The sequence below is a fragment of the Streptomyces globosus genome (assembly GCF_003325375.1).
GTDB classification, from domain to species: Bacteria; Actinomycetota; Actinomycetes; order Streptomycetales; family Streptomycetaceae; genus Streptomyces; species Streptomyces globosus_A.
The window spans coordinates 3,341,170-3,362,870 of sequence record NZ_CP030862.1 but is presented as its reverse complement, the minus strand read 5'-3'; the positions used below and the strand labels follow the sequence as shown (position 1 = coordinate 3,362,870).

Annotated in this window: 17 protein-coding genes; 6 read left to right on the top strand and 11 right to left on the bottom strand. The window is 74.1% G+C overall.

Annotation, left to right across the window (positions count from 1 at the left end; genetic code table 11):
- Window positions 1-7: 7 nt before the first annotated feature.
- The 3 genes from C0216_RS14595 to C0216_RS14585 form a co-directional block, all read right to left on the bottom strand.
- Window positions 8-1,342: an ABC transporter substrate-binding protein gene (locus tag C0216_RS14595; RefSeq protein ID WP_114055711.1), complete on the bottom strand. Its 1,335-nt coding sequence runs from the start codon at window positions 1,340-1,342 to the stop codon at window positions 8-10.
- A gap of 114 nt (window positions 1,343-1,456) precedes the next feature.
- Complete coding sequence (locus C0216_RS14590) at window positions 1,457-3,139, bottom strand: glycoside hydrolase family 13 protein (protein ID WP_114055710.1); 1,683 nt, start codon at window positions 3,137-3,139, stop codon at window positions 1,457-1,459.
- 267 nt (window positions 3,140-3,406) lie between these two features.
- Window positions 3,407-4,681, bottom strand: a complete 1,275-nt coding sequence (locus C0216_RS14585; RefSeq protein ID WP_114055709.1) for an ABC transporter substrate-binding protein — start codon at window positions 4,679-4,681, stop codon at window positions 3,407-3,409.
- A gap of 170 nt (window positions 4,682-4,851) precedes the next feature.
- On the opposite strand from C0216_RS14585, the gene C0216_RS14580 reads away from it, so the two are divergent.
- The 6 genes from C0216_RS14580 to C0216_RS14555 all read left to right on the top strand — a co-directional run bounded on the left by C0216_RS14580 (window position 4,852) and on the right by C0216_RS14555 (window position 11,666).
- Window positions 4,852-5,358, top strand: a complete 507-nt coding sequence (locus tag C0216_RS14580) for a PadR family transcriptional regulator (protein ID WP_114055708.1) — start codon at window positions 4,852-4,854, stop codon at window positions 5,356-5,358.
- Window positions 5,355-6,137: an ABC transporter ATP-binding protein gene (locus C0216_RS14575; RefSeq protein WP_114055707.1), complete on the top strand. Its 783-nt coding sequence runs from the start codon at window positions 5,355-5,357 to the stop codon at window positions 6,135-6,137. Before C0216_RS14580 ends, C0216_RS14575 begins: the two co-directional genes overlap by 4 nt.
- A gap of 2 nt (window positions 6,138-6,139) precedes the next feature.
- Window positions 6,140-8,494, top strand: a complete 2,355-nt coding sequence (locus tag C0216_RS14570; protein WP_114055706.1) for an ABC transporter permease — start codon at window positions 6,140-6,142, stop codon at window positions 8,492-8,494.
- A 397-nt stretch (window positions 8,495-8,891) separates the two neighbouring features.
- Window positions 8,892-9,626 carry a CAP domain-containing protein gene (locus tag C0216_RS14565; protein WP_114055705.1) on the top strand — a complete coding sequence of 245 codons (735 nt, stop codon included), beginning with the start codon at window positions 8,892-8,894 and terminating at the stop codon, window positions 9,624-9,626.
- A 259-nt stretch (window positions 9,627-9,885) separates the two neighbouring features.
- Entirely contained in the window at window positions 9,886-11,055 is a 1,170-nt protein-coding gene (locus tag C0216_RS14560) for a tryptophan 2,3-dioxygenase family protein (protein WP_114055704.1), read from the top strand.
- 56 nt (window positions 11,056-11,111) lie between these two features.
- Complete coding sequence (locus C0216_RS14555) at window positions 11,112-11,666, top strand: DM13 domain-containing protein (protein ID WP_114055703.1); 555 nt, start codon at window positions 11,112-11,114, stop codon at window positions 11,664-11,666.
- Between the two features lie 22 nt (window positions 11,667-11,688).
- On the opposite strand, the gene C0216_RS14550 is transcribed toward C0216_RS14555, so the two are convergent.
- The 8 genes from C0216_RS14550 to C0216_RS14515 all read right to left on the bottom strand — a co-directional run bounded on the left by C0216_RS14550 (window position 11,689) and on the right by C0216_RS14515 (window position 21,641).
- Window positions 11,689-12,975, bottom strand: coding sequence for a phytase (locus C0216_RS14550; protein WP_114055702.1), 1,287 nt, complete (start codon window positions 12,973-12,975; stop codon window positions 11,689-11,691).
- A gap of 137 nt (window positions 12,976-13,112) precedes the next feature.
- Window positions 13,113-14,108 (bottom strand): GNAT family N-acetyltransferase, encoded by a 996-nt coding sequence (locus tag C0216_RS14545; RefSeq protein WP_114055701.1) that lies wholly within the window; start codon window positions 14,106-14,108, stop codon window positions 13,113-13,115.
- Window positions 14,109-14,392: 284 nt separating this feature from the next.
- On the bottom strand, window positions 14,393-14,983 hold the full coding sequence (locus tag C0216_RS14540) for a hypothetical protein (protein ID WP_114055700.1): 591 nt from the start codon (window positions 14,981-14,983) through the stop codon (window positions 14,393-14,395).
- Between the two features lie 115 nt (window positions 14,984-15,098).
- Window positions 15,099-16,550 (bottom strand): amino acid permease, encoded by a 1,452-nt coding sequence (locus C0216_RS14535; RefSeq protein WP_114055699.1) that lies wholly within the window; start codon window positions 16,548-16,550, stop codon window positions 15,099-15,101.
- A gap of 125 nt (window positions 16,551-16,675) precedes the next feature.
- Window positions 16,676-18,748: a SpoIIE family protein phosphatase gene (locus tag C0216_RS14530; RefSeq protein WP_114055698.1), complete on the bottom strand. Its 2,073-nt coding sequence runs from the start codon at window positions 18,746-18,748 to the stop codon at window positions 16,676-16,678.
- 135 nt (window positions 18,749-18,883) lie between these two features.
- Window positions 18,884-19,195, bottom strand: coding sequence for a hypothetical protein (locus C0216_RS14525; protein ID WP_114055697.1), 312 nt, complete (start codon window positions 19,193-19,195; stop codon window positions 18,884-18,886).
- 153 nt (window positions 19,196-19,348) lie between these two features.
- Window positions 19,349-20,341, bottom strand: a complete 993-nt coding sequence (locus tag C0216_RS14520) for a proline dehydrogenase family protein (protein ID WP_114055696.1) — start codon at window positions 20,339-20,341, stop codon at window positions 19,349-19,351.
- A gap of 196 nt (window positions 20,342-20,537) precedes the next feature.
- Entirely contained in the window at window positions 20,538-21,641 is a 1,104-nt protein-coding gene (locus C0216_RS14515) for an amidinotransferase (RefSeq protein ID WP_114055695.1), read from the bottom strand.
- Window positions 21,642-21,701: the final 60 nt, after the last annotated feature.

Genomic DNA, 21,701 nt, shown 5'->3' with positions numbered 1-21,701 from the left:
GAGTGCCTCAGTTCCCGTACGCCTTGGCGGCTTCGGCCTCCAGCTTGGCGGCCGTGCCCTGCGGGTCCGACGGGTCGCGCAGGAAGTCCTGGAGGATCTTCCACTCGCCGGCGCCCTTGGTGCCGCCGAAGGCGGCCGGCGCCTGGTCGGACATGTCGAAGCGGACGGAGTCGCCGGCCTCGACGAGGGAGCGGGCGGTGCTGCGGGTGGTGTCGTCGGCGTAGGCGGCGGGGTCGACCTTGCCGTTCGGGGAGAGGAAGCCGCCGGCGCCGGCCCAGATCGCGGCCGCTTCGGGGCCGGCGAGGAATTCGAGGAGCTCCATGCCGGCCTTGGGGTTCTTGCCCTGCTTGAGGACGACGGCGGCGTCGCCGCCGCTGACGACGGGGGCCTTGCCGCCGTCGACGGCGGGGAACGGGAAGAACTTGGCGTCCTTGCCGGGCGTCTTGCCGAACTGGTCCTTGGCGACGCCGCCGACGAAGTCGCCCTCGTAGACCATGCCGGCCTTGGGCTGGGGGCCGAAGACGTGCTCGACGGAGGTGGGGAAGTCGGTCTGGAGGGCCGTCTGGGCGCCTCCGGCGACGAGCTGCTTGTCCTTGAACAGCTCGCCGAGGGTGGTCAGGGCGCGTACGACGCTGTCGTCCGTCCACTTGATTTGGTGCTGGGCGAGCTGGTCGTACTTCTCGGGGCCGGCCTGGGAGAGGTAGATGTTCTCGAACCAGTCGGTGAGGGTCCAGCCGTCCTCGCCGGCTATGGCGAAGGCCGGGCGGCCGGAGTCGGCGAGGGTGCGGCCGGTCTTCAGCAGGTCGGCGTAGCTCGTGGGCTCGGTGACGCCGGCCTGGGTGAAGGCGTCGGGGGCGTACCAGACGGTGGACTTGTGCGCGGCCTTGAAGTACAGGCCGTAGTAGGTGCCGTCCACGGTGCCGTAGGTGCGCCAGACGGGGGCGAGGGTGTCGCCGGCGGTCTTCGCGGCCTCCTCGGAGAGGGGCTGGAGCCAGCCCTCCTTGGCGAACTGCTTCAGGACGCCCACCTGCGGCACCATCACGACGTCCGGCGCGTTGCCGCCTTCGATCTTGCTGCCGACGAACGTGGAGACGTTGTCCCCGGAGGGGACGAAGACGGTCTTGGCGCCGGTCTTGGCGGTGAAGGCGTCCAGGACCTTCTTGAAGTTCTTCTGCTCGCTGCCGGTCCAGACGCCGGCGACGGTGACGGTCTGGCCGCTGAGCTCGCCGCCGCTCGCGGGGCCGGTGGTGCCGCCGCCGCAGGCGGTGGCGGTGAGGGCGAGGACGAGGGCGGTCGCGGCGGTGAGCGCGGTGCGCCGGGCGGTCTTGGCGGGTCGTCGCATGACGGGGTCCTTTTCGGTAGGCCGGGCTGAGGACGGCGGAGACGGCGGGAGGACAGCGGGGGGGGGAGGCGGCGGGGACGGCCGGCGGGGAGAGAAGGCCGTCCCCGCGCCGGTTCAGGGGGCCGGGAACTCCCCCGTCCACCAGGCGGCGGTCGCCGCGGGGAGGACGCCGTCCGGGCAGGGGCCGCTGGCCAGCAGCGGCGCCCCGGGGACGGGGGCGGGGACCGGCTCGCTACCGAAGTTGACGGCGCAGACCAGGCCGTCGCCCCGGACGACGGCGAGGACCTGCGGCGGGGCGTCCAGCCAGCGCAGGGTGCCGTCGCCGAGCTGGGGCAGGCTGCGGCGCAGTTGGAGGCCGTCGCGGTAGAGGTGCCAGAAGGAGCGGGTGTCGGCAAGGGCGCGGTCGGTGGCGTGCTCGGCGAACCACTCGGGCTGCGGCAGCCACGGCCGGGCGCCGTCCGCGGCCTGCGTGAAGCCGAACGGCGAGGCGTGCCCGGACCAGGGCAGCGGCACCCGGCAGCCGTCCCGGACGTGCTTGCGGCTGCCGGTGCGGCGGAAGATCGGGTCGGTGAGGACTTCGTCGGGCAGGTCGAGGACCTCGGGGAGGCCGAGCTCCTCGCCCTGGTAGACGTACGCGGCCCCGGGCAGGGCGAGCATCAGCAGGGCGGCGGCGCGGGCGCGGGCGGCCCCGAGCCCGCTGCCCTCGACGCCGGGTTCGCCGGCGTAGCGGGTGACCGTGCGGACCTGGTCGTGGTTGTTGAGGACCCAGGTGACGGTGGATCCGGTGCCGGCGATGTCCCGCATCGCCTCGGAGATCGTCGAGCGGAAGGCGTCCGCGTCCCAGGGGGCGCTGAGCAGGTCGAAGAAGAACGCCTGGTGGAGCTCGTCGGGGCGGACGTACTCGGCGTGCTCGCGGGCGGTCGGCACGGAGACCTCGCCGACGAGGAGCCGCTCGTGGCCGTCGCGGGCGGTGTACTCCTCGCAGACGGCGCGCCAGCGGCGCCACACGCCGTGGACCTCGGGCTGGTTCCAGGCGAGCTGGTTGACGGCGTCGCGGGCCCGCTCGTCGGCCTCCGGGTCGTCGGAGTCGGGCAGCTCGGGGTGCTTGAACAGGCCGGCGGCGACGTCGATGCGGAAGCCGTCGACACCGCGGTCCAGCCAGAACCGCAGGATCTGCTCGAAGTCGTCGCCGACGGCCGGGTCCCGCCAGTTCAGGTCGGGCTGCTCGGGGGTGAACAGGTGCAGGTACCACTCGCCGGGGGTGCCGTCCGGGCCGGTGGTCCGGGACCAGGCGGGGCCGCCGAACATGGCGCGCCAGTTGTTCGGCGGCTCGGCGCCGTCGGGGCCGCGGCCGGGGGCGAAGTGGAAGCGGGAGCGGGCTGCGCTGCCGGGGGCGGCGGCGAGTGCCTCGCGGAACCAGGGGTGCTCGCTGGAGCAGTGGTTCGGCACGATGTCGAGGAGGACGCGCAGGCCGAGGCGGCGGGCGTCCGCCATCAGCCGGTCGAACTCGGCGAGGTCGCCGTAGACGGGGTCGACGCCGCAGTAGTCGGCGACGTCGTAGCCGTGGTCGTGCTGCGGCGAGGGGTAGAAGGGGCTGAGCCAGATGCCGTCGACGCCGAGCTTCCTGAGGTAGGGCAGCCCGGCCCGGACGCCGGCCAGGTCGCCGATGCCGTCCCCGGTGCTGTCGAGGAAGCTGCGGACGTAGACCTGGTAGATCACCGCGTCGCGCCACCAGGCATCGCGGGCGGCGGCTGAGCGGGAGGGGAGGCCGGAGTCGGCCGGAAGGGTGCTGAGCATCTCGCGTCGACCTGTTTCTGCTGAATGCGAGAGCGCCCTGATCAGGTGCGCTGTTATGCATGCATGTTAAGTAGCGACGACCGGAAGGTGTCAACGGTGTGTCCAGAAACCGGCTTGCAGATGGGGGGGTTTGCCCAGGTATGGGCATGGATGTGCCGAGAGGCAAGCGCAGGGCACCTACTTAACATGTAAGTAGGTGCCCTGGAGGAGGTGGGGAAGATGGGGAGTGCCGCCCGCCGGCCGCACCGGCAGCGGCAGCCGCCGCGGTCAGCCCTTGCGGGTGAGCGCCTCGAGTTCGCGCGCCAGCCGCGCGACGGCCTGCTCGGGCGTCTGGCGCAGCGAGAGCAGGTCCTGCGCCACTGCCTGCACGGCGAGGCTCACCTGGTCGTAGCGCGGGCTCTTGGGCCGCGGCACCGCAGACAGCACGCTCTCGCGGAGCACCGGCAGGTACGGGTACGCGCGCACCAGCTCGGGGTCCTCGTACAGGGCGGCCCGCACCGGCGGCAGCGCCCCCTCGGTGAGGACCTTGCGCTGCACCGGTTCGCTGGTGAGGTAGGAGATCAGGTCGGCCGCCGACGCGGGATGCCGCGAGCGGCTGCTGACCGCGAGGTTGGAGCCGCCGAGGACGCTGGCTCCCGGCCCGTCGGGCCCGGGCAGCGGCACGGCGCCGAAGCGGCCCGCGACCTTCGAGTCCGGCGCGCTCGCCTCCGCGTACACGTAGGGCCAGTTCCGCAGGAAGAGCAGCCGGCCGTCCTGGAAGGCCCGCCGGGACTCCTCCTCCTTCCAGCCGAGTGCGTCGCGGGGAATCCAGCCCTCCCGGACGCCGTCGGCCAGGAACCGCAGGCCGGCCCGCGCGGCGGGCGAGTCGACGGCCACCTCCGCGCCGTCGTCGCGCAGGACGGCCCCGCCGGCCGAGTGCACGGCCTCCGTGACGTTGACGGTGAGCCCCTCGTACGGCAGGAACTGGCCCGCGTAGCCGTCGAGCCCGTGCCGCGGGGCGACCTCGGCCGCCTGCCGGGCCAGCTCCGCCCAGGTGCCCGGCGGCTTCTCCCCCTCCCGGTCGAGGATGTCCTTGCGGTAGTAGAGCAGGCCGGCGTTGGTGACGTACGGGACCGCGTACAGCCGGCCCTCGAAGGTGGCCGTGTCGACGACCGGGCGCAGGAAGGACTCCAGCGGGAAGCGGTCACGCGGCAGCGGGGCGACCCACCCGGCGGCGGCGAACTCGGAGGTCCAGGCGACGTCGATGTTGAGCACGTCGAAGCGGCTGCTGCCGGAGCGCAGTTCGCTGGTCATCTGGGCGCGGGTCTCGTCCGCGGACTCGGGCAGCTCGACGAGGGTGACGCGCTCGCCGGGGTGCTGCTCGTTCCACTCGTCGAGGAGCGGGGAGAGGTAGTCGGTCAGGTCGCCGGCCGTCACGAGCGTCAGGGGCCCGCGGGCCGGCGCGTCCGCGCCGGCGTCGCCGCGGGCGCCGAAGCCGGCGTACCCCGCGAGCACCACCGCCGCGACCAGGAAAGCCCTGCCCGCGGCACGCATCCACCGCACAGGTTCCTCCCAGTACACGATCCGGCTGCGTCGCCGACCAGTACGGCCTATATATACCTGTTAGGCATGGGCGATACTAGACGCCCAGGCAGGGCGGGGCGGGCGGCGGTGCCACCGGACCGCTGCAGGGGTCTACGGTCGGCTACGGTGCGGGAAGGAGGGGGGAGCGCGTGCGTCTGCCGCTCCTGGCACTCCTGACCCGCGGCCCCGCCCACGGCTACGAGCTCAAGCAGGACCTTGAGAAGCTGCTGGGCGCCGCGTACCCTCAGCCAAACGTGGGCCAGGTCTACGTCACCCTCGGCCGGCTGGAGAAAAGCGGCCTGATCGAGGGCGAGGACGTCGAGCAGTCGGGCCGGCCCAACAAGCGCACCTACCGGCTGACGGACGCCGGGCGCGAGGCCGTGCTCGCCTGGTTCGAGGAGACCGCCGAGGAGCCCCGGGTACGGGACGAGTTCTTCATGAAGCTCGCCCTCGCGCCGCAGTCGGGGATGGCCGATCCGATCGCGCTGATCAACCGGCAGCGGCGGCAGTACCTCAACACCATGCGGGACCTGTCGAAGCTGGCTGCTTCCGAGGACCGCGACAACAAGATCTCCCAACTGCTGATCGAGGGCGCCATGCTGCACCTCCAGGCCGACCTCGACTGGCTGGAACGCTGCCAGGAGGAGCTGGAATGAGCGACGACGCCGCCGGCGGCGCTCCTGCCGCGCCCGAGCCCGCGCCCATCGTGCGCGCCGAAGGCCTGACCAAGACGCACCGCGGCGAGGGCGCCCCCGTACACGCGGTGCGCGGGGTGGACCTGACCGTCCGGCCCGGCGAGTTCGTCGCGGTCACCGGGCCCTCCGGGGCGGGGAAGTCCACGCTGCTGCACCTGATCGGCGGGCTTCAGCGGCCCGACGGCGGGAGGCTGTGGATCGGCGGGCAGCGCGTCGACACCTTCCGCGAGGCCCGCTGGGCGGTCCTGCGGCGCCGCAGCATCGGCGTCGTCTTCCAGTTCTTCAACCTGGTCTCGAACCTGACCGTCGCCGACAACGTCGAACTGCCCGCCCTGCTGGCGGGCGCCTCCCCGAAGGCGGCGCGGGACTCGCGGGCCGAGCTGCTCGCCGAGCTGGGCCTCGAGGGCCGCGAGCGGGCGATGCCGGGCGAGCTGTCCGGCGGCGAGCAGCAGCGGGTCGCGCTCGCCCGCGCGCTGGTCAACCACCCCGCCCTGCTGCTGGCCGACGAGCCGGCCGGCAGCCTCGACAGCAAGGGCACCCGCGAGGTGCTGCGCCTGCTCTCCCGCTTCCACCAGCGCGGCCAGACGATCGTGATGGTGACGCACGACGCCCGCATGGCCAGCGCCGCCGACCGCGTCATCAGCTTCTTCGACGGGCGCATCGCCGACGACGCGCAGCTCGGAGGCGGGCGCCGCGAGAAGCCGGGCGGCGTCTCCCGCGTCCTGGACCTGAAGGAGTGACCGTGCGGGCCACGCTGCGCTGGGCGCACGCCGACTTCCGCGCACACCGCGGCGAAGCCCTCTTCGTCGTCCTCGCCAGTGCCGGGATCATCGCCTCCCTGCTGCTGGCCGGGGCCCTGTTCGGGTACGCCGCCAACCCCTGGCAGCGGATCTTCAACCAGTCCCAGGGCGCCCACGTGTGGCTGCACACCCGGCCCGCGGCCGGCGCCCCGGCCGGCGCGGAGGCCGCCGACGCGGAGGCGCTGTCCGGACTGGACGGGGTCGCCTCACTGTCGGGGCCGTTCCGGACAGCCGCCGCGACCGCCGAGTCGCGCGGCACGCGGGCCCCGCTGACGCTGCGCGCGGCCGGGGCGGAGCCCCCGCACACCGGCCGGCCGCTCGTCACCGCAGGCGGCTGGCTGCCCGCGGCCGAGGACGGCGGCCCGGCCGCCGGCGCCGTCGTCCTGGAGCGGGCCCTCGCGCGGGCGCTGTGGGCCGAGCCGGGCGACACCGTACGCCTCGCCGGGCCGGACGGCGCCCCGCACGCCCTGCGGGTGGCCGGGATCGCCGAGACCGCCGAGACCCGCTACCGCCCCGGCGGCGCGCCCGGCCTCGGCTGGGTGTCCCCCGCCACGCTCGACGCGGTCGCGGGTGGGCAGGTCGGGCAGAGCGTCGGGCTGCGCCTGGCGGACCCCGCCGACACCGACTTCACCGTGCAGCGAGCGGTGACCGTCCTCGGCGCGGACCGGGTGGCGCAGGTCGCCAAGTGGCAGCAGGCGCGGGCCGAGGCGGGCGGGGACGACCGGCTCCTCGGGCAGGTCTTCGCCGTGTTCGGGGTGGGTGCGCTGGCTGCGGCGGCCCTCGCCGCGTCCGGGGCGATCGCCGCCCGGGTCCGGGGCCAGCTGCGGGACATCGCCGTCCTGAAGGCCGTCGGGTTCACGCCCGGACAGGTGACCCGCGGGTTCCTCGTGCAGCACCTGGCCTTCGCCGTCCTCGGCGTGGCCCTCGGCACGGCCGCGATCGGCCTGCTGGGCGCCCGGATACCGGGCCGGATCGGGGAGGCCGCACAGGTGTGGCCGGACCTGCCGGGCCACACCGCGCTGATGATCGGCATCCCGTGCGGCGCGGTGCTGCTGATCGCCGCCGCCACCGGCCTGTCGGCGTGGCGGGCCGGGCGCGTACCGCCGGTGCCGGTGGCGCGGGCGGCGCTGCCGTCCGCCACGCCCATGACGGCGCTCGGCCGGCGGGCGCTCGGCCTTCGGGTGCCGCCCGCGCTGGTGCTGGGCTGGCGTGCGGCGTTCCCGCGGCGCGGCAGGACGCTCGCCGCGGTGGCCCGGCTCGCCCTGCCGCTTGCCCTGGTCGCCGTCGCCCTCGTCGCGTGGTCGACGCTGGACCAGTTCCGCAGCCGGCCCGCGCAGGTCGGCCTGGCGGCCGCGCTCACCGTACGGGCCCCGCAGCCCGCAGGGCCGTCAGACGCCGAGGCGGAGCGGATCCTCGCCGCCGTACCCGGCGTCGCATCGGTCCACCCGGGCGCCGAGATGGCGGCGCTCGTGCCGGGGCAGACCGGCACGATCACGCTCCGCGGGCTGGGCACGGCCCGGGAGCCGTTCCCGTCCGCGGTGGTGGAGGGCCGCGCCGCCGCCGGGCCCGACGAGGCCGTGGCCGGACAGGGGCTGCTGGACCTGCTCGGGGTGCGGGTGGGGGACTGGGTGCGGATGACCGTCGCGGGGCGGCCGCAGATCCTCCACGTCGTCGGCCGGACCATCGAGCCGGAGTCCGGCGGCCGGGTGATCACCACGACGATGGACGCGCTGCGCGAACGGGATCCGCAGCTGCGCCCCGACCACCACGCCCTGGTGCTGCGCGAGGGCGCCGACCCGCGGGAGGTCCGGGACGCCGTCGACCGGGCGGCGGCGGGGACGCTGGAGGTCCGGCAGGCCTCCGGCCCCGTGGAGGGCCTGGAGTCCGCCCGCGCGGTGATCGCCGCCCTGGTCGGGGTACTGGCGCTGATCGGGCTGACGGAAGTGCTGACGCTGGTCAGCACGGGCGTCCGGGACCGCGGCCGGGACCTGCTGGCGCTGAAGGCGATCGGGCTGACGCCCCGGCAGATCAGCGCGACGATCGTGGCGGCCGCCGGGCTGACCGCCCTGGCGGCCGCACTGGTGGGAACGGCGGCGGGCGCCTTCGGCGGCGTCCTGCTCGTCGACCTGCAGGCCGCGGCGAGCGGCATCGGCGCCGGCATCGCCCGCCTCCCGCAGCCGCCGGTCCTGGCGGCGGTCGTGGCCGCGGCGGTCCTCGGCGCGGCGGCCGCGGCCGTCCTCCCGGCGACCCGCACGGCCCGCCGGCGCCTGGCGGACTCCCTCAGCGAAACCCTCTGAAACCCGGCAGGGCCCGGATGGTTCCGTGACATACGTCACGGAACCCCGGCGGGCCGCACCGGCTCCCTTGCCGAACCAGGCGCTCGACATATCAACACTTGTCCGGTTTGGCGGCGACATTCCCCTCTCTTACGGAAAAGAAATTCGCGGTGGTTGGCCCCCGCGCCGGGACTGCACTGTTCAGAGCAGTTCCTGGCAGGCCATCAGGCTGACCGGAAAACCGTTTCACAGCGCTATACATGATCGGCCGCGTATTTCAAGCGGCGTTCCGGATCTCCCGCGGAAAGGGCCCGGGGTAACTTGCCAGCGCGTTGCCGGGCTTCTGAGAATGGCGACTCCTCCGGCGCCGGGTTCCATGACCGCCGCCGGAAGCTTCGCGATCACCGAATGAGGTCACATGCAGAAGCACCGGAAGAAGAAGACGCACTACAGGAAAATAGCCGTCGCCGTCGGCGCCGTGGGAATCCTGGGCGTGCCGACCGCGGCCATGGCCTGCTTCGACACGCAGGACGCGCCCCGCCCCCGGGCCGCCGAGCGGCACGAGTCCCGCGCCTGGCAGCACACCGCCGCCGAGGCCGCCCCCACGGTGCCCGAGGCGCCCGCGGCGCCCGTCGTACAGGACGCTCCCGCCCCCGCCGCGCCCGTCGCCCAGGAGCCGGCCCCCGTGCGCGAGGCCCCGGCGCCGCCGGCCGCGCGGCCGGAACCGCAGGCCCCGGCCGCGCCCGAGCCCTCAGCGCCCACCGCCGCGCCCGCCTCGGGCGCCGCCGCCCAGATCCTCGCGCTCGTCAACAAGGAGCGCGCGGCCGTCGGCTGCCCGGCGCTCACCGTGAACGAACAGCTGACCAAGGCGGCCCAGGCCCACAGCGAGGACATGGCGAGCCACTCCACCATGTCGCACACCGGCTCCGACGGGTCCGACCCGGGTCAGCGCATCACGCGCGCAGGGTACGAGTGGCGCACGTACGGCGAGAACGTCGCCTACGGCTATGGCAGCGCCGAGCAGGTCATGCAGGGCTGGATGAACAGCCCCGGCCACAGGCAGAACATTCTGAACTGCGCGTTCAAGGAAATCGGCGTGGGCCTCGCCCAGCCGAACCACTACTGGACGCAGAACTTCGGCGCATCCCGCTGACGCCTTCCCCACACAGGTCGGCAGCGGTTCCGTTTCCGATTCCGGCGACGGCCCGGCACAGTGCCCCGCGATCCCTCCGGATCAGCGGGGCACACGCCTTTCCCCGCCCGGACGGAGCGCCTTGAGGATGGGCCGGCGGGCCTCGTTGTCAAGCCACGACAATTCGAGGCCTGACCGGTCGGCGTGCCGTGTCGCCTAATCGAGGTCTCCCCACTCCCGCCGAGCGGCGGGGGTCCGACCCAGCGAGGAGACGAGCCCGATGACGACGCACTGCCTTGCCCACCGGTTCAGCGGCGACGGGATCCACCTGGCGCAGCGGGTGACGCAGGAGGTGCGCCGGACCGGGAAGCACTTCCTGCCGCAGCCCCTCCTGGAGCGGCTCAGCGCCTTCCGGGCGTGCCCGTCGACGTCCGGCAGCCCCTTCGTCCGGGCGTTCCTGGACTGCGTCCTCGACAAGCACGACGGGGTGTACTGGAACCGCACCTACCTCGCGCTGCCCGTGCTGGAGCTGGTTCTGGAGGGGGCGGGCGGCGCGCCCGACCCGGAGGGGCTCGCCACGCTCCTCATCGCCGACGCAGCCCGCTTCGAGATCACGGCGGCGGTCGCCGGCGGGGACCGCTCGGACGGGGATCCGCCCGATCCGGCCGTCCTGCGCAAGCGGCTGCGGCACGCGCTGCGGTTCGCCGCCCCGGACCTCGCCGACGCCGCCGGCTCCTCCCGGGCGCAGTGGCGCGGGATCGCCGATGCGCTGCCGCGGCCGCCGGCGACGGAGGCCGGGCGGTGGTTCGACGTGACCGTGCAGCCCGTGTACGTCCTGCACGACGAGTACTTCTTCATCCGCGTGCTCCAGACGCACGAGATGCTCTTCACGGCGATCGCCGGCGAGGTGGGGTCCGCCGTCGGGGCGCTGCGGGACGGGCGGCCCGCCGGGGCCGCGGAGCACGTGGACCGGGCGGCCGGCCTGTTCTCCCGGGCCTCCGCGCTGTTCCGGCTCGTCGCCACGATGCGCCCGGGGCACTTCTCCTCCTTCCGGCGGTTCACGCAGGGCGCCAGCGCCATCCAGTCCGAGCAGTACAAGCGGTTCGAGGTCCTCTGCGGGACGCCGCCCGCCGCACGCCTGGCGTCGGCCGCGTTCGCGGACCTCCCCGCCGTGCGGGCCGAGGCCGAGGACGCCGGCCGGGACACCCTCACCCGGGCCTATCTCGACCTGCGCCGCGGCAGCGGCATCGACTCCCGCGAGTGGGGGCTGCTGCACGGTGCGGTCGGCCGGCTGGAGGACCGGCACCAGCGGTGGAAGGCGACCCACCGGAGCATCGCCGCCCGCATGCTCGGCGGCGCGAGCGGTTCGGGTCACACCGACGGCGTCCCCTACCTGGACGGCTGCCTGCGCAACCGGCTCTTCTGGCAGCTCGGCCAGGCGGCCGCCTGATCCCCCGGCGGGTAGCCTGGCGGAACACGCTGCGGCGGATACGGAGAGGACGTCCCATGCCGGCTCTGGGGAGCGGAAAGCGGAAGATCCTGATCGGTCTCGCGGTCGCCGGCGTCGTCGCGGTCGCGTTCGGCATGTACTGGTTCCAGCCCTGGAAGCTGTGGACGGACCGCACCCTGCGCGAGGCCCTGCCGAGCGCCACCGCCGCCCCCTCCCCCACGGCGGGCGGCCGGACCGCGCCGCCCGCCCCGGCCGGCCCGCAGACGGTGGCGTCGGGCGCGTTCGTCAGCCACGAGCACGACACCACCGGGTCGGTGAAGCTCCTCCGGCTGGCCGACGGCTCGTACACACTGCGCCTGGAGGGCCTGGAGACGAGCGACGGCCCGGACCTGTACGTGTGGCTGGCCGACGCGCCGGTCAAGGAGGGCCGGGACGGCTGGCACGTCTTCGACGACGGCGAGCACCTCAGCCTCGGCAGGCTCAAGGCCAACAGGGGCGACCAGAACTACCCCCTGCCGGCCGGGACCGACCCCGCCCGTTACACCAGCGTCAGCATCTGGTGCGACCGCTTCAACGTGTCGTTCGGGGCAGCGGCCCTCGGCAGGGCCTGACCGCCCCGCCGGCGGCGTCCTGTCAGTCGAGGACCTCGCGGACCTCCCCCAGGTCGACGAACTTGAAGCCGGTGGCCTCGCGGTCGCCGTCGCCGGGCGTCTCCTGGCCGTCCTGGACGACCAGCAGTCCGTTGGGGTACCTGGCGCCGAGCGGTGCGTTCAGAGCGGCTGCCCCGTCGCAGGCCTCCGAGCCGTCGAGGGCCGCGGAGGCCGCGGTGATGCGGAAGGAGCCCTCGAACTCGTTGTCGTCCTCGGTTTCCCGGTCGTAGGCGACGAACCGGTTGTCACCCTGGCCGGAAGCCAGCAGGTAGCCGTCGCCGTCGGGCTCGGTGATCAGTGTCAGGCCCTCGACGTCGGCCGCCAGGTGCCTGCCTCCGTAGCCGGGGTCGGCACCGGGCGTGCACTCCTCGGTCTCCTCGTCGTAGGTGCCGGGGACCCCGTACTCGCGGACCTTGTCCATGAGCCGGGCGGGACCGGTGAGGTCGGCCTTGATCCGCCAGATTCCGACGTCCTCCTGCCCCGCGTAGAGCATGCCGTTCGCCGGGTCGACGACCATGCCCTCCACCTGCGGGAGCTCCCCGGGCTCGCCGCACGGCGTCCAGGAGGTGCCGTTCGGCAGCCGGAAGGACGACGGCAGGTCGATGGTGCGCACCTGCCGGTAGTCGACGGTGCCGGCGCGGGTGGGGACCAGTTCGAGCAGGGCGATGCTCGTGCGGTTGCGCCGGCTGGCGAGCGCGTAGGACCGCCCGGTGCTCCGGTCGGTCCAGGTGGCCAGGCCGTACGCGGTGGCCTGCTCGTTGATCTCCTCCTGCCCGGTGGAGAACACGGGCTGCACTCCGGGGTCGGTGACGTCCGTGAGGGGGCCGCCGGGCCGGTCGCGGTCGATCCGGTAGATCCTCAGCCGGTCGTTGCCGCGGTCGGTGACGACGGCGACGTCGGCGCGCCCGCCCGCGAGGCGCATCCCGTGGACCAGGTCGACGTTGTTGAAGCGGCCGGGCGCGTCGTCGGCGCCCGGGCCGGCCGGGGCGGGGACCGACTGGATCTGCCGGGCGTCCAGGCCGTAGACGCGCAGCCCGCCCTGCTTCGCGGTGGCGATCACGAGGCTGCGGCCGGGGTCGGCGGCGTTGCGCCAGATCGCCGGGTCGTCTGCGTTGGCGTCGCCGCCCGGCCCGTCGTCGAACAGGGCCGCGGTCTCGGCCTTCGGGTGGACTTCCCGGGTGCTGTGGGCCTCGGCCGGCAGGGACAGTGCCGTGGCCAGGACCGGGCCCAGGACCAGCGCGAAGGCCCGGCCCGCAAGACGTGTCGTCATGTTGCCTCCCGTGTAGGGGGGTTGCATCGTCAGGACGGGAGACACTCTCGCGGCCGGACGGGCGGCGCGAGGGGCGGCCGGGCGACCGGCAGGTGAATTCGCCGTGGTGCGCAGGTGCGGCCCCTCCCCCGGGGCGGTCACAGCGGGCGGCTGAACTCCTGCCGGTTCGCGACGACCCGGTACCCGGCGCGCAGGAACGCCTTCGCCATCGCGGCGTTGCCCGCGTCGCAGTCCCCGCGGATCTCGGTCGCGCCGTGCGCGGCGAGGATGCGGGTGCCGCGTACGACGGCCGCTGCCGCGTACCCCTTGCCGCGGTGGGCGGGCGCGACGCCGACGAAGCCGATCACGGGCACGAGCGGGTTCTCCGCGGGCAGACTGATCACGGCCGGGGTGCCGTCGGCGGCGTCGTAGCCGATCTCCCACCAGTCGGGATCGTGCGTCAGCTCGGCGGTCTCCTCGAAGAGCAGCTCGGCGGCGCGGCGCGCGCCGTGTTCGCGGACGTCGGCGGCGAGCCGGGCGTCCGCCGTGTCCGTGAGGAGGTCTTCGAGCAGGGCGACGAACGGTTGCCGTCCCAGCTCTGCGAGGGGGCGGAAGACGAGCGCGGGGTCGTCCGGAGGGAGCCGGTCGCCGGTGTGCGGGCCGGTGTGCAGGCTGAAGCGGCGGCCGTCGCGGACCTGCCGGAAGCCCGCCTGCCGCAGCAGGCCGGCCCGGCGCTCCGGGTCGCGCTGGAACTGGGGGGCCTGGGCGGGCGCGTCGAGGACGTGCTCCAGGGCGGTCGCGCCCAGCTCGGCCGCGAGGTCGGCTGCGGCTCCGAGCAGCGCGGCCGCGGTCTCCGGTTCGTCGGCCGGGGCTTCGAACAGGACGACGGCCAGGGGGATGTCGTGGCCGGGGAGGGTCCACAGGACGACGCTGCCCACGGGCCGCCCGTCGCCGCCCTCGGCGACGAGGCACCATGCGGGGTGAGTGCACGCGCTGTCGAGGAGCCGGGCGAGGTAGGCGCGCGTCGCGGCGTTCCGCTCGGGGTCGCCCGGGTGCTCGACGAGCGCGGGCAGTTCTCCGGGGCGGGCCGGGCGGACGGGCCGGGCGGGGCGGCCGGCGGACGGGGCGGTGCGGTGGGCGGGGGTACGGGTCACGGAGTGCCTTGTCGGTACGGCGGCGGGGTCGGTGCTGCCGGGCGACCCTAGCCGCCTGGCGCACCGTCGGCCAGGCCCTCGGGCCGTCCCTGTCACGTCCGTACGGGACCGGCCCGGGGGCGGCGGTTGCCGCACCCCCTGCACTCCGGCGGTCACCACGGCCCGGAGCCGTCACGGCACCGGGTACGCAGGGGGGGCTACGGCTGACGGCAGGCCCGCGGGCCCCGTACCCCCGTGCCGCGCAGGCGGTTTCCGCCGGCGCGGCACGGTCGTGCGCGGCGGGGCTACGCGTCGATGTCAACGTGCATGTTGAAGCGCACCCCGGCGATTTTGACGAGGAGGTTCCCCTGGACCTTGCGCCGGGCGAGGGTGGCTCCCACGTTTCCCTTGCCGAGGGCCGCCTTGTCCTGCGGGGCGTGGCTGACGAACCCGGTGAAGACGCCGCCCCCGGCGAGCTGCGACGCGGTCCGCCACTCCTCGCGCAGTTCCTCGTACGCGGTGGGGTCGAGGGGGGATCCGCCCAGGCCGAGGTTGACACGCTCCCCGCCCGCGTAGGCGGCGGCGCACTGCTTGAGGATGACGGGGACGAGGGTGTCCTTGAGGGCGTAGTGCTTGGCCACGGCCGCGAGCAGGCCGTCGGGGTCCGCGTCGAGCGTGGCCTGGCGTGCGTCGCGGGCGCCCGCCTTGAGCAGCCGTTCCTTGTCCTTGTCGATGGTGTTGTGGGCTTCGGCGAAGCCGTACTTCTCGTTGCAGGCGATCCCGATCGTCGTCTGCCAGTCCCCCGGGCCGATCCACTCGGGGTCGAACCCGATCGAGGCGCAGTACTCCTGGAGGTCCTTTTCGGCCTCGGCTTCGCTGCCGGCGTGCTTCGGCATGCATCCCCTCCTCGTGGCGGAGCCACCAAAGTCCCACGCCCGGCCGCTCCTGTCAGGCGGTTCGCACGATGTGTGAAACCCGTTGCGAAGTGGGGTTTTCGGGGTGTTGCGCAGGCTATACGGGCGGGCGCCGGCCGCCCGCTCCCGCCTCCGGCTGCGTCTTGGCGAGGTTCGAGTGCCGGTAGGAGTAGCCGAGGTAGACGACCAGGCCGACGAGGAACCACACCGCGAAGCGGAGCCAGGTCTCCACCCGCAGGTACGTGATCAGCCAGAGGGAGGCGATGACGCCGATGGCGGGCGTGACCGGCATCAGGGGGGTGCGGAACTGGCGCGGCAGGTCGGGGCGCCGGTAGCGGAGCACGATGACGGCGGTGCACACGACGGCGAAGGCGAGCAGGATGCCGATGTTGGTGAGTTCGGCGGCCTCGCCGATCGGCACGAACCCGGCGATGAGCGCGGAGCCCGCGCCGACGATCCAGGTGACGCGCGTCGGCACGTGCCGGGTCGGGTGGGTCTTGGCGAACCAGTGCGGCAGGAGTCCGTCGCGGCTCATGGAGAACCACACGCGTGTCACACCGAGCATGAAGGTGAACATCACGGTGAGGATGCCGATGATGGCACCGACGGCGATGATGTTGGCGACCCCGTCGAGGCCCACGGACTGGAACGCGGTGGAGAAGCCGCTCTCCGGGTCGATCTCGGTGTAGTTCTGCATGCCCGTCAGGACGAGGCAGGCCAGCACGTACAGCACCATGGAGATGGCGAGCGAATAGATGATCGCCTTGGGCATGTGGCGCTGGGCGTCCTTGGACTCCTCGGCGGCGGTGCTCATGGCGTCGTAGCCGAAGACGGCGAAGAAGACGGTGGCCGCGCCGGTGATGGCTCCGCCGACGCCGTAGGGGAAGAACGGCGTGTAGTTGGCGGTGTCGATGTGGAAGAAGCCGACGACGATGACCAGCAGCACCACCAGCACCTTCAGGACGACGACGACCGTCTCGAAGCGTGCGGCGTTCTTGATGCCGAGGGTGAGCAGGTAGGCGGTGAAGAGGCACAGGACGGCGGCGATGAGGTCGACGCGGTGGCCTTCCCCGGTGCCGGGCGCGCCGAGCATCCAGACGGGCAGGCTCGTGCCCGTCGCCTCCAGGAGGAAGTTGAAGTAGCCGGAGATGCCGATGGCGACGACCGCGACGATCGCTGTGTACTCCAGCAGGAGGTCCCAGCCGATGAACCAGCCGGCGATCTCGCCGAGGACGGCGTACCCGTAGGTGTACGCGGATCCGGCCTTCGGGATCAGCCCGGCGAACTCGGCGTAGGAGAACGCCGCGGCGGCGCTGGCGACGCCGGCGATGAGGAAGGAGATGAGGACGGCCGGTCCCGCGGTGCCGTTGGCGACGGTGCCTGCCAGGGTGAAGATGCCGGCGCCGATGATGCCGCCGACGCCGATGGCCGTGAGCTGCCAAAGGCCCAGCGTGCGCGCGAGTTGTTCGCTCGGGGCGCCCTCGGTCTCGTCGATGTGGTCGATCGGCTTGCGGCGCAGCACACCCTGCCCCGTCTGCGGCCTCGCCATGGGCGGTCCTTTCCCTCGGAACCCGACGGGCGCTCATCATGGCGGAGCCGCACCACGGGAGGAACTAGGCGCTCCGGGAAGTGGCCGGCGGTGGGCCGTCCGCGGCGCCCTGCGCCGGCCGCCGGTCAGGGCGGTTGGATGCGGGCGATGAGGAGGGCGATGTCGTCGTCGGCGGAGGCGGGGACGAGGCGGGCCAGCAGGCCGTCGGCGAGTCCGGCGAGGGTGGGGTGCGGCTCCTCGGAGAGCGTGCCGGTGAGTTCGGCCAGCCGCTCGTCGATGTCGCTTCCGCGGGCCTCGATGAGTCCGTCGGTGTAGAGGACGAGGATGCTGCCGGGCTCGAGGGTGAGGTGGGTGGTGGTGTAGCGGGGGTGTCCCACGCCGAGGGGCGGGTCGGGTGGGATGTCGAGGAGCCGTGCGGCGCGGCCGGGGGCGAGGAGGGCGGGCGGCGGGTGCCCGGCGCGGGCCACGCTGCACCGGCCGGTCGCCGGGTCGGTGACGACGTAGCACATGGTGGCGAGCATGGGCTCGGCCAGGTCGTCCAGGGCGGCTTCGAGCTGCCGGAGCAGTTCGGGCGGCGGCAGGTCGAGCCGGGCGAGTGCCCGGACGCTGGCGGAGAGCCGGCCCATCACCGCGGCGGCCGCGGTGCCGTGCCCCATCACGTCGCCGATGAGGAAGGCGGCCCGGCCGCCGGGCAGTCGCAGGACGTCGTACCAGTCGCCGCCGACCTCGTTGACGTCGCTGGCGGGGAGGTAGCGGTGGGCGACCTCGACGCCGGGCGGCGGGGAGATGTGCTGGGGCAGCATGCTGCGCTGGAGGGTGAGCGCGGTGTCGTGCTCGCGGTGGTAGAGGCGGGCGTTGTCGATGCCCACGGCGGCCCGGGCGGCCAGTTCGGAGGCGAGGGTGACGTCGTCCGCGGCGAACGGGCCGCACGGGCCGGTGCGGTAGAAGCCGGCGACGCCGAGCACCGTCTCGCGGGCGACGAGCGGGACCATCATCATCGAGTGCACGCCGAGGGCGAGCAGGCGGGCGGGGCGGCTGGTGTGCCGGCCGGCCGGGGCGATGGCCTCCTCGTCGAGGCGGGGCACGACGAACGGGCGGCGGGCGGAGAGGGCCTGCGTGTAGGGGGCGGCGTAGGGAAAGGTGAGGGTGCGGCCGACCGGGGCGAGGACGCCGATGACCGCGGAGCCGGTCAGGGGCGCCTTGCCGAGGCGGCGCAGGGCGGTGCCGCCGGCGAGGCCGCTGCCGGTGTCGTCGCCGCGGGCGAGGGATTCGAGGACGTCGACGGTGACGGCGTCGGCGAGGCGGCCCACCGCGAGGTCGGCGAGTTCCTGGGCGGTCCGCTCCACCTCCAGGCTGGACCCGATCCGCATGGACGCCTCGCTGAGCAGGGCCAGGCGGCGCCGGCCGGCTTCGGCCTCGACCTGGGCGTGCTGCTTCTCGGTGATGTCGAGGAGGGTGGCCACGATGCCGATCGGGCGGCCGCCGGGGTCCTCGACCCGCACGTACGAGCACGACCACACGCGGTCGCGGTCGGGGCGGGCGGGGGTGCGTCCGGTGCGCCGCAGGTCCAGGATGGGCAGTCCCGTCTCCAGGACCTGCCGCATCGCCTCCTCCATCTCGTGGGCGTTGACCTCCGGGAGCAGCTCGGTGAGCCGCCGCCCGATGTGCGCGGCCTGCGACAGGCCGTTCATCTGTTCCAGGGCCGGGTTGACCTGGAGGAACCGCAGTTCGGTGTCGAGGACGCCGATGCCGACGGGAGAGCGGGTGAAGAGGCCGTCCCACACGGCGGAGGAGCCGCGGATTCGGCGGGCGGCGTGGGCGTCGGCGGCGAAGACGAGCAGGGCGGACGGGCCGTCGTACTGGTCGGGCACGGGGCAGGCCCAGATCTCCAGTTCCAGGGGGTGCCCGTCGGCGTGCCAGGCGGTGACGGTACCCATGACGCCGCGCCGGTTGGTGGCGGCCTCCCACAGGGAGCGGCCGAGGGTGCGGTCGACGCCCGGGTGCAGCAGGTCGGCGATGTGCCGGCCCATGACCTGCTGGGGGCCGTAGCCGAGGAGGTCGGCGGCGGCCCTGTTCCAGCGGACGATGGTGCCGTCGGCGCTGGTGGCGACCTGGGCGATGGGGAGGGCCCCGAGCCAGCCGCCGGCGGCCTGCGCGGCACTGCTGACCAGCCCTTCCATGCCCGCGGGGTCGCTCATCGCCCCGCGCCCCGGCCGTGCCGGCCCCGCGGCGGCTCCGTCGTCTCCACCCCTCCATGGTCGCCCGGCCGGGGCGGGGCCGCTCTCCGTGCCGGACGTCCGGTTTCCACCATCGGGACGGTCCGCGGGTGCGGGTCAGCCGCGGCCGCCGTCCTGCTCCTCGACGTCGCAGTCGGTGTAGACGGGCGGCCTGGTCAGCAGCTGGGCCAGGTGGGAGGCGAACGCGTCGGTCTCGGGGGCGCGGCTGTTGGCCATGGCGGTCTCGTAGGAGTCGAAGCCGACGACGGCCAGGTGGCGGTTGGGGTTGGCGCGGTCCTTCAGCAGCAGGCGGCTGACTGGGCCGGTCTCGCGGCCTTCCGCCCGCGCGCGCTCGTCGTAGTCGTGGAGCAGCCTGCGCACGTCCTCGATGCGCTCGGTCTCGAAGTCGATGATCTGGACGAACTGCATGCCGGGCCTCCCGGAGGGTTCGGTGCCCCGCACGGTGCGGGGCCTGCCGGCACCGAGTGAACACCGGCGGGCCCGCCCGGGGCGGTCGCCCGCGCCCGGCGGGCGGCACGATCCACCGACATGGCCGAGGGGCCGCCGGGCGGGCGGCAGCCGTCAGGAGGCCGCGTCGGCGACGGCGCGGAGGAGGCGCTGAGGGTCCTCGGCGAGGCGGTTGCAGACGTAGAGCCACCATTCGGTGCCGAAGACGACGTACTCGCGGGTGGGGTGCCCGAGCCGGGCCATCTCGGCGAGGCGGTCGGTGCCGAGGCCGAGGAGGGTCTCGAACTCCCAGAAGGCGTCGGGGCGGCCCTGTCCGCCGAGCCGCTCGCCGAGCCGGTGGAGGAGGTCCCGGTCGTGGGTGGCGAAGGAGCACAGGTGCCCGGAGTCGGCGATGGCGGCGGCGGACTCCAGGTAGCGGGCCTGGAGTTCGGGGGACTCGCGGGGCAGGGCGACGGACTCCGGCTCGGCGAAGGCGCCCTTGACGAGGCGGACGCGGCCGGGGCGGGCCAGGACGCGGGGCAGGTCGTCGCGGGTGCGGTGCAGGCGGGCCTGGAGGGTGATGCCGACGTGGTCGTACGTGGCGGTCAGCCGCTCGTGGAGGGCCAGGACGGCGTCGGTGCGGTCGGAGCCCTCCGCCGAGACGACCATCTCGCGGCCGGTGTCGGCGGTGGCCCGGGCGATGCGCGAGGCGTTGGCGAAGGCCAGGTCGGGATCGACGGCGAGGCCGATGTGCGAGAGGTCGAGGGAGATCGAGCAGCCGGGCGGGAGCCGGTCGGCGGCCTCCGTGAACACCTCGGTCTCGGCGGTCGCCCTCCGGGGGTCGCGGCAGCTCTCGCCCATGTACTCGACGTTGGCGCGGTGGCCTGCCGCCAGGACGGCGGCGGCGCGCTCGCAGGCGTCGGCGAGGGTCTCCCCGGCGACGAAGCGGCGGGCCACGCGGCGGGCCAGGGGGCCGAGGAGGGGGTCCGCGGGGATGCGCCACTTCAGGTCCTCGTCGAGGGCGAGGCCGCGCAGGACCGCGGCGGCCGCGGCCGAGGCATCCGAGGCGTCGGAGGGGCGGGACGGTGCGGAGGGGCGGGACGGGGATGCGGGAGCGGTGGTGGTCACGGTGCGCCTTGCGGTCGGGAACGGGCGGCCGGGGTGCGGCCGGCGGCGGGTCGGCCCCCAGCCTTCCAGCCCGCTGCCGGCGCGGAACAGTGGCAGAAGTGACACCTGGCAGCTGATTGCTGCCAGCCGAGGGGCGCAGCCCGCGCCGGGGGCGCCCCTCGCCCCGGTCGGCTGACGGCGCGGCGCCGGCGGGGCGTCAGGGGCAGTACGACTCCAGGCCGCCGCGGCGCCGCACGTCGAGCGTCGCGCAGTGGAACGAGCCGCCGAAGGGCGCGTAGTGCAGCAGGTCGCAGGGGATCGGCTCGAAGCCCCACCGTTCGAGGGCGCGGAGCATGCCCGTGTGGTGCCGCTCCGCGATCACCCGCTTCTCGTCGACCATCAGGACGTTCATGCTCAGCCACTTGCCGCACAGCGAGGCGGTCCGCAGCAGGCGGTCCCGGATGGGCTCCGGCTCGGGGGCGACCAGCACCTCCCACGAGTCGAGCACGGCGGGCAGCCGGCCGACGTCGACGTACTCGGGGTTGACGAGCACCTTCCCGGGTGCCAGCGGCATGAACGTGGTGTCGATGTGCATCGGGGTGCGGCAGCGGCTCTCGATCTCGTGGATGCGGTACGCGGGCCCGAGGTGGCGGCGCAGCCACTCGATGCCGCTGCGGTTGGTGACGTTGCTGCGGGTGACGAACAGGTCCCGCCCGGCCCGTACGAAGTCCGCGGCGTCGAACACCGGCTCGTACTCGGTGAGGATGTAGCGCATCGGCTCGCCGGGCTTCGGCACCCGGAAACCCGGGTCGAACAGCGCGTCCGCGAGCTCCGGTTTGGGCGCGGCCGTCCAGCGGGCGCCGGCCTGGAAGTACTCCTTGAGCAGCGGGCGGTAGGAGTGCGTCTCGAAGTAGCGGCAGGGCCAGGCCATCGGCGTTTCGATGATCTCGTCGCCGATGACGAGCATGCTGTCGCGCGGGCAGGAGTTGCAGAAGCCGCGGGAGGACCAGTCGGGAGTGCCGAACCGGCGCCCGTAGTCGACGGCTTCGGGGCGCCTGACGGTGATCCCGAGGGACTCCAGCAGGGTGACGAACCCGTCCAGCTCCTGCTGCGCCCGCTCGACCAGCACGCGCGGGTAGCGAAACCCGGCGGCGAGCCCCTGGAGGCGGGCCGCCCAGGGCGGGATGTTGCACGCCACGACAGGGTGCCGGGAGGGGATGCGGACGCCGTCGAGGCGCCCGACGATGATCTCTTCGAGCGGGTCCCACTCGTTGTGCGACCCGACCGGCGAGACGAGCGGTTCCGCTTGCACTGCCGCCATGCTCGACCGCTTTCCGTCGCAGGAATCGACGGCCTTCGCCGTCCCGGGCGTTGTCGGCAG

What these genes read in the sequence shown, in the direction of transcription:
- C0216_RS14595 (WP_114055711.1), bottom strand. Translation starts at nt 1,342, where the DNA reads ATGCGACGACCCGCCAAGACCGCCCGGCGCACCGCGCTCACCGCCGCG.
- C0216_RS14590 (WP_114055710.1), bottom strand. Translation starts at nt 3,139, where the DNA reads ATGCTCAGCACCCTTCCGGCCGACTCCGGCCTCCCCTCCCGCTCAGCC.
- C0216_RS14575 (WP_114055707.1), top strand. Translation starts at nt 5,355, where the DNA reads ATGAGCGACGACGCCGCCGGCGGCGCTCCTGCCGCGCCCGAGCCCGCG.
- C0216_RS14565 (WP_114055705.1), top strand. Translation starts at nt 8,892, where the DNA reads ATGCAGAAGCACCGGAAGAAGAAGACGCACTACAGGAAAATAGCCGTC.
- C0216_RS14560 (WP_114055704.1), top strand. Translation starts at nt 9,886, where the DNA reads ATGACGACGCACTGCCTTGCCCACCGGTTCAGCGGCGACGGGATCCAC.
- C0216_RS14555 (WP_114055703.1), top strand. Translation starts at nt 11,112, where the DNA reads ATGCCGGCTCTGGGGAGCGGAAAGCGGAAGATCCTGATCGGTCTCGCG.
- C0216_RS14550 (WP_114055702.1), bottom strand. Translation starts at nt 12,975, where the DNA reads ATGACGACACGTCTTGCGGGCCGGGCCTTCGCGCTGGTCCTGGGCCCG.
- C0216_RS14540 (WP_114055700.1), bottom strand. Translation starts at nt 14,983, where the DNA reads ATGCCGAAGCACGCCGGCAGCGAAGCCGAGGCCGAAAAGGACCTCCAG.
- C0216_RS14535 (WP_114055699.1), bottom strand. Translation starts at nt 16,550, where the DNA reads ATGGCGAGGCCGCAGACGGGGCAGGGTGTGCTGCGCCGCAAGCCGATC.
- C0216_RS14530 (WP_114055698.1), bottom strand. Translation starts at nt 18,748, where the DNA reads ATGAGCGACCCCGCGGGCATGGAAGGGCTGGTCAGCAGTGCCGCGCAG.
- C0216_RS14525 (WP_114055697.1), bottom strand. Translation starts at nt 19,195, where the DNA reads ATGCAGTTCGTCCAGATCATCGACTTCGAGACCGAGCGCATCGAGGAC.
- C0216_RS14515 (WP_114055695.1), bottom strand. Translation starts at nt 21,641, where the DNA reads ATGGCGGCAGTGCAAGCGGAACCGCTCGTCTCGCCGGTCGGGTCGCAC.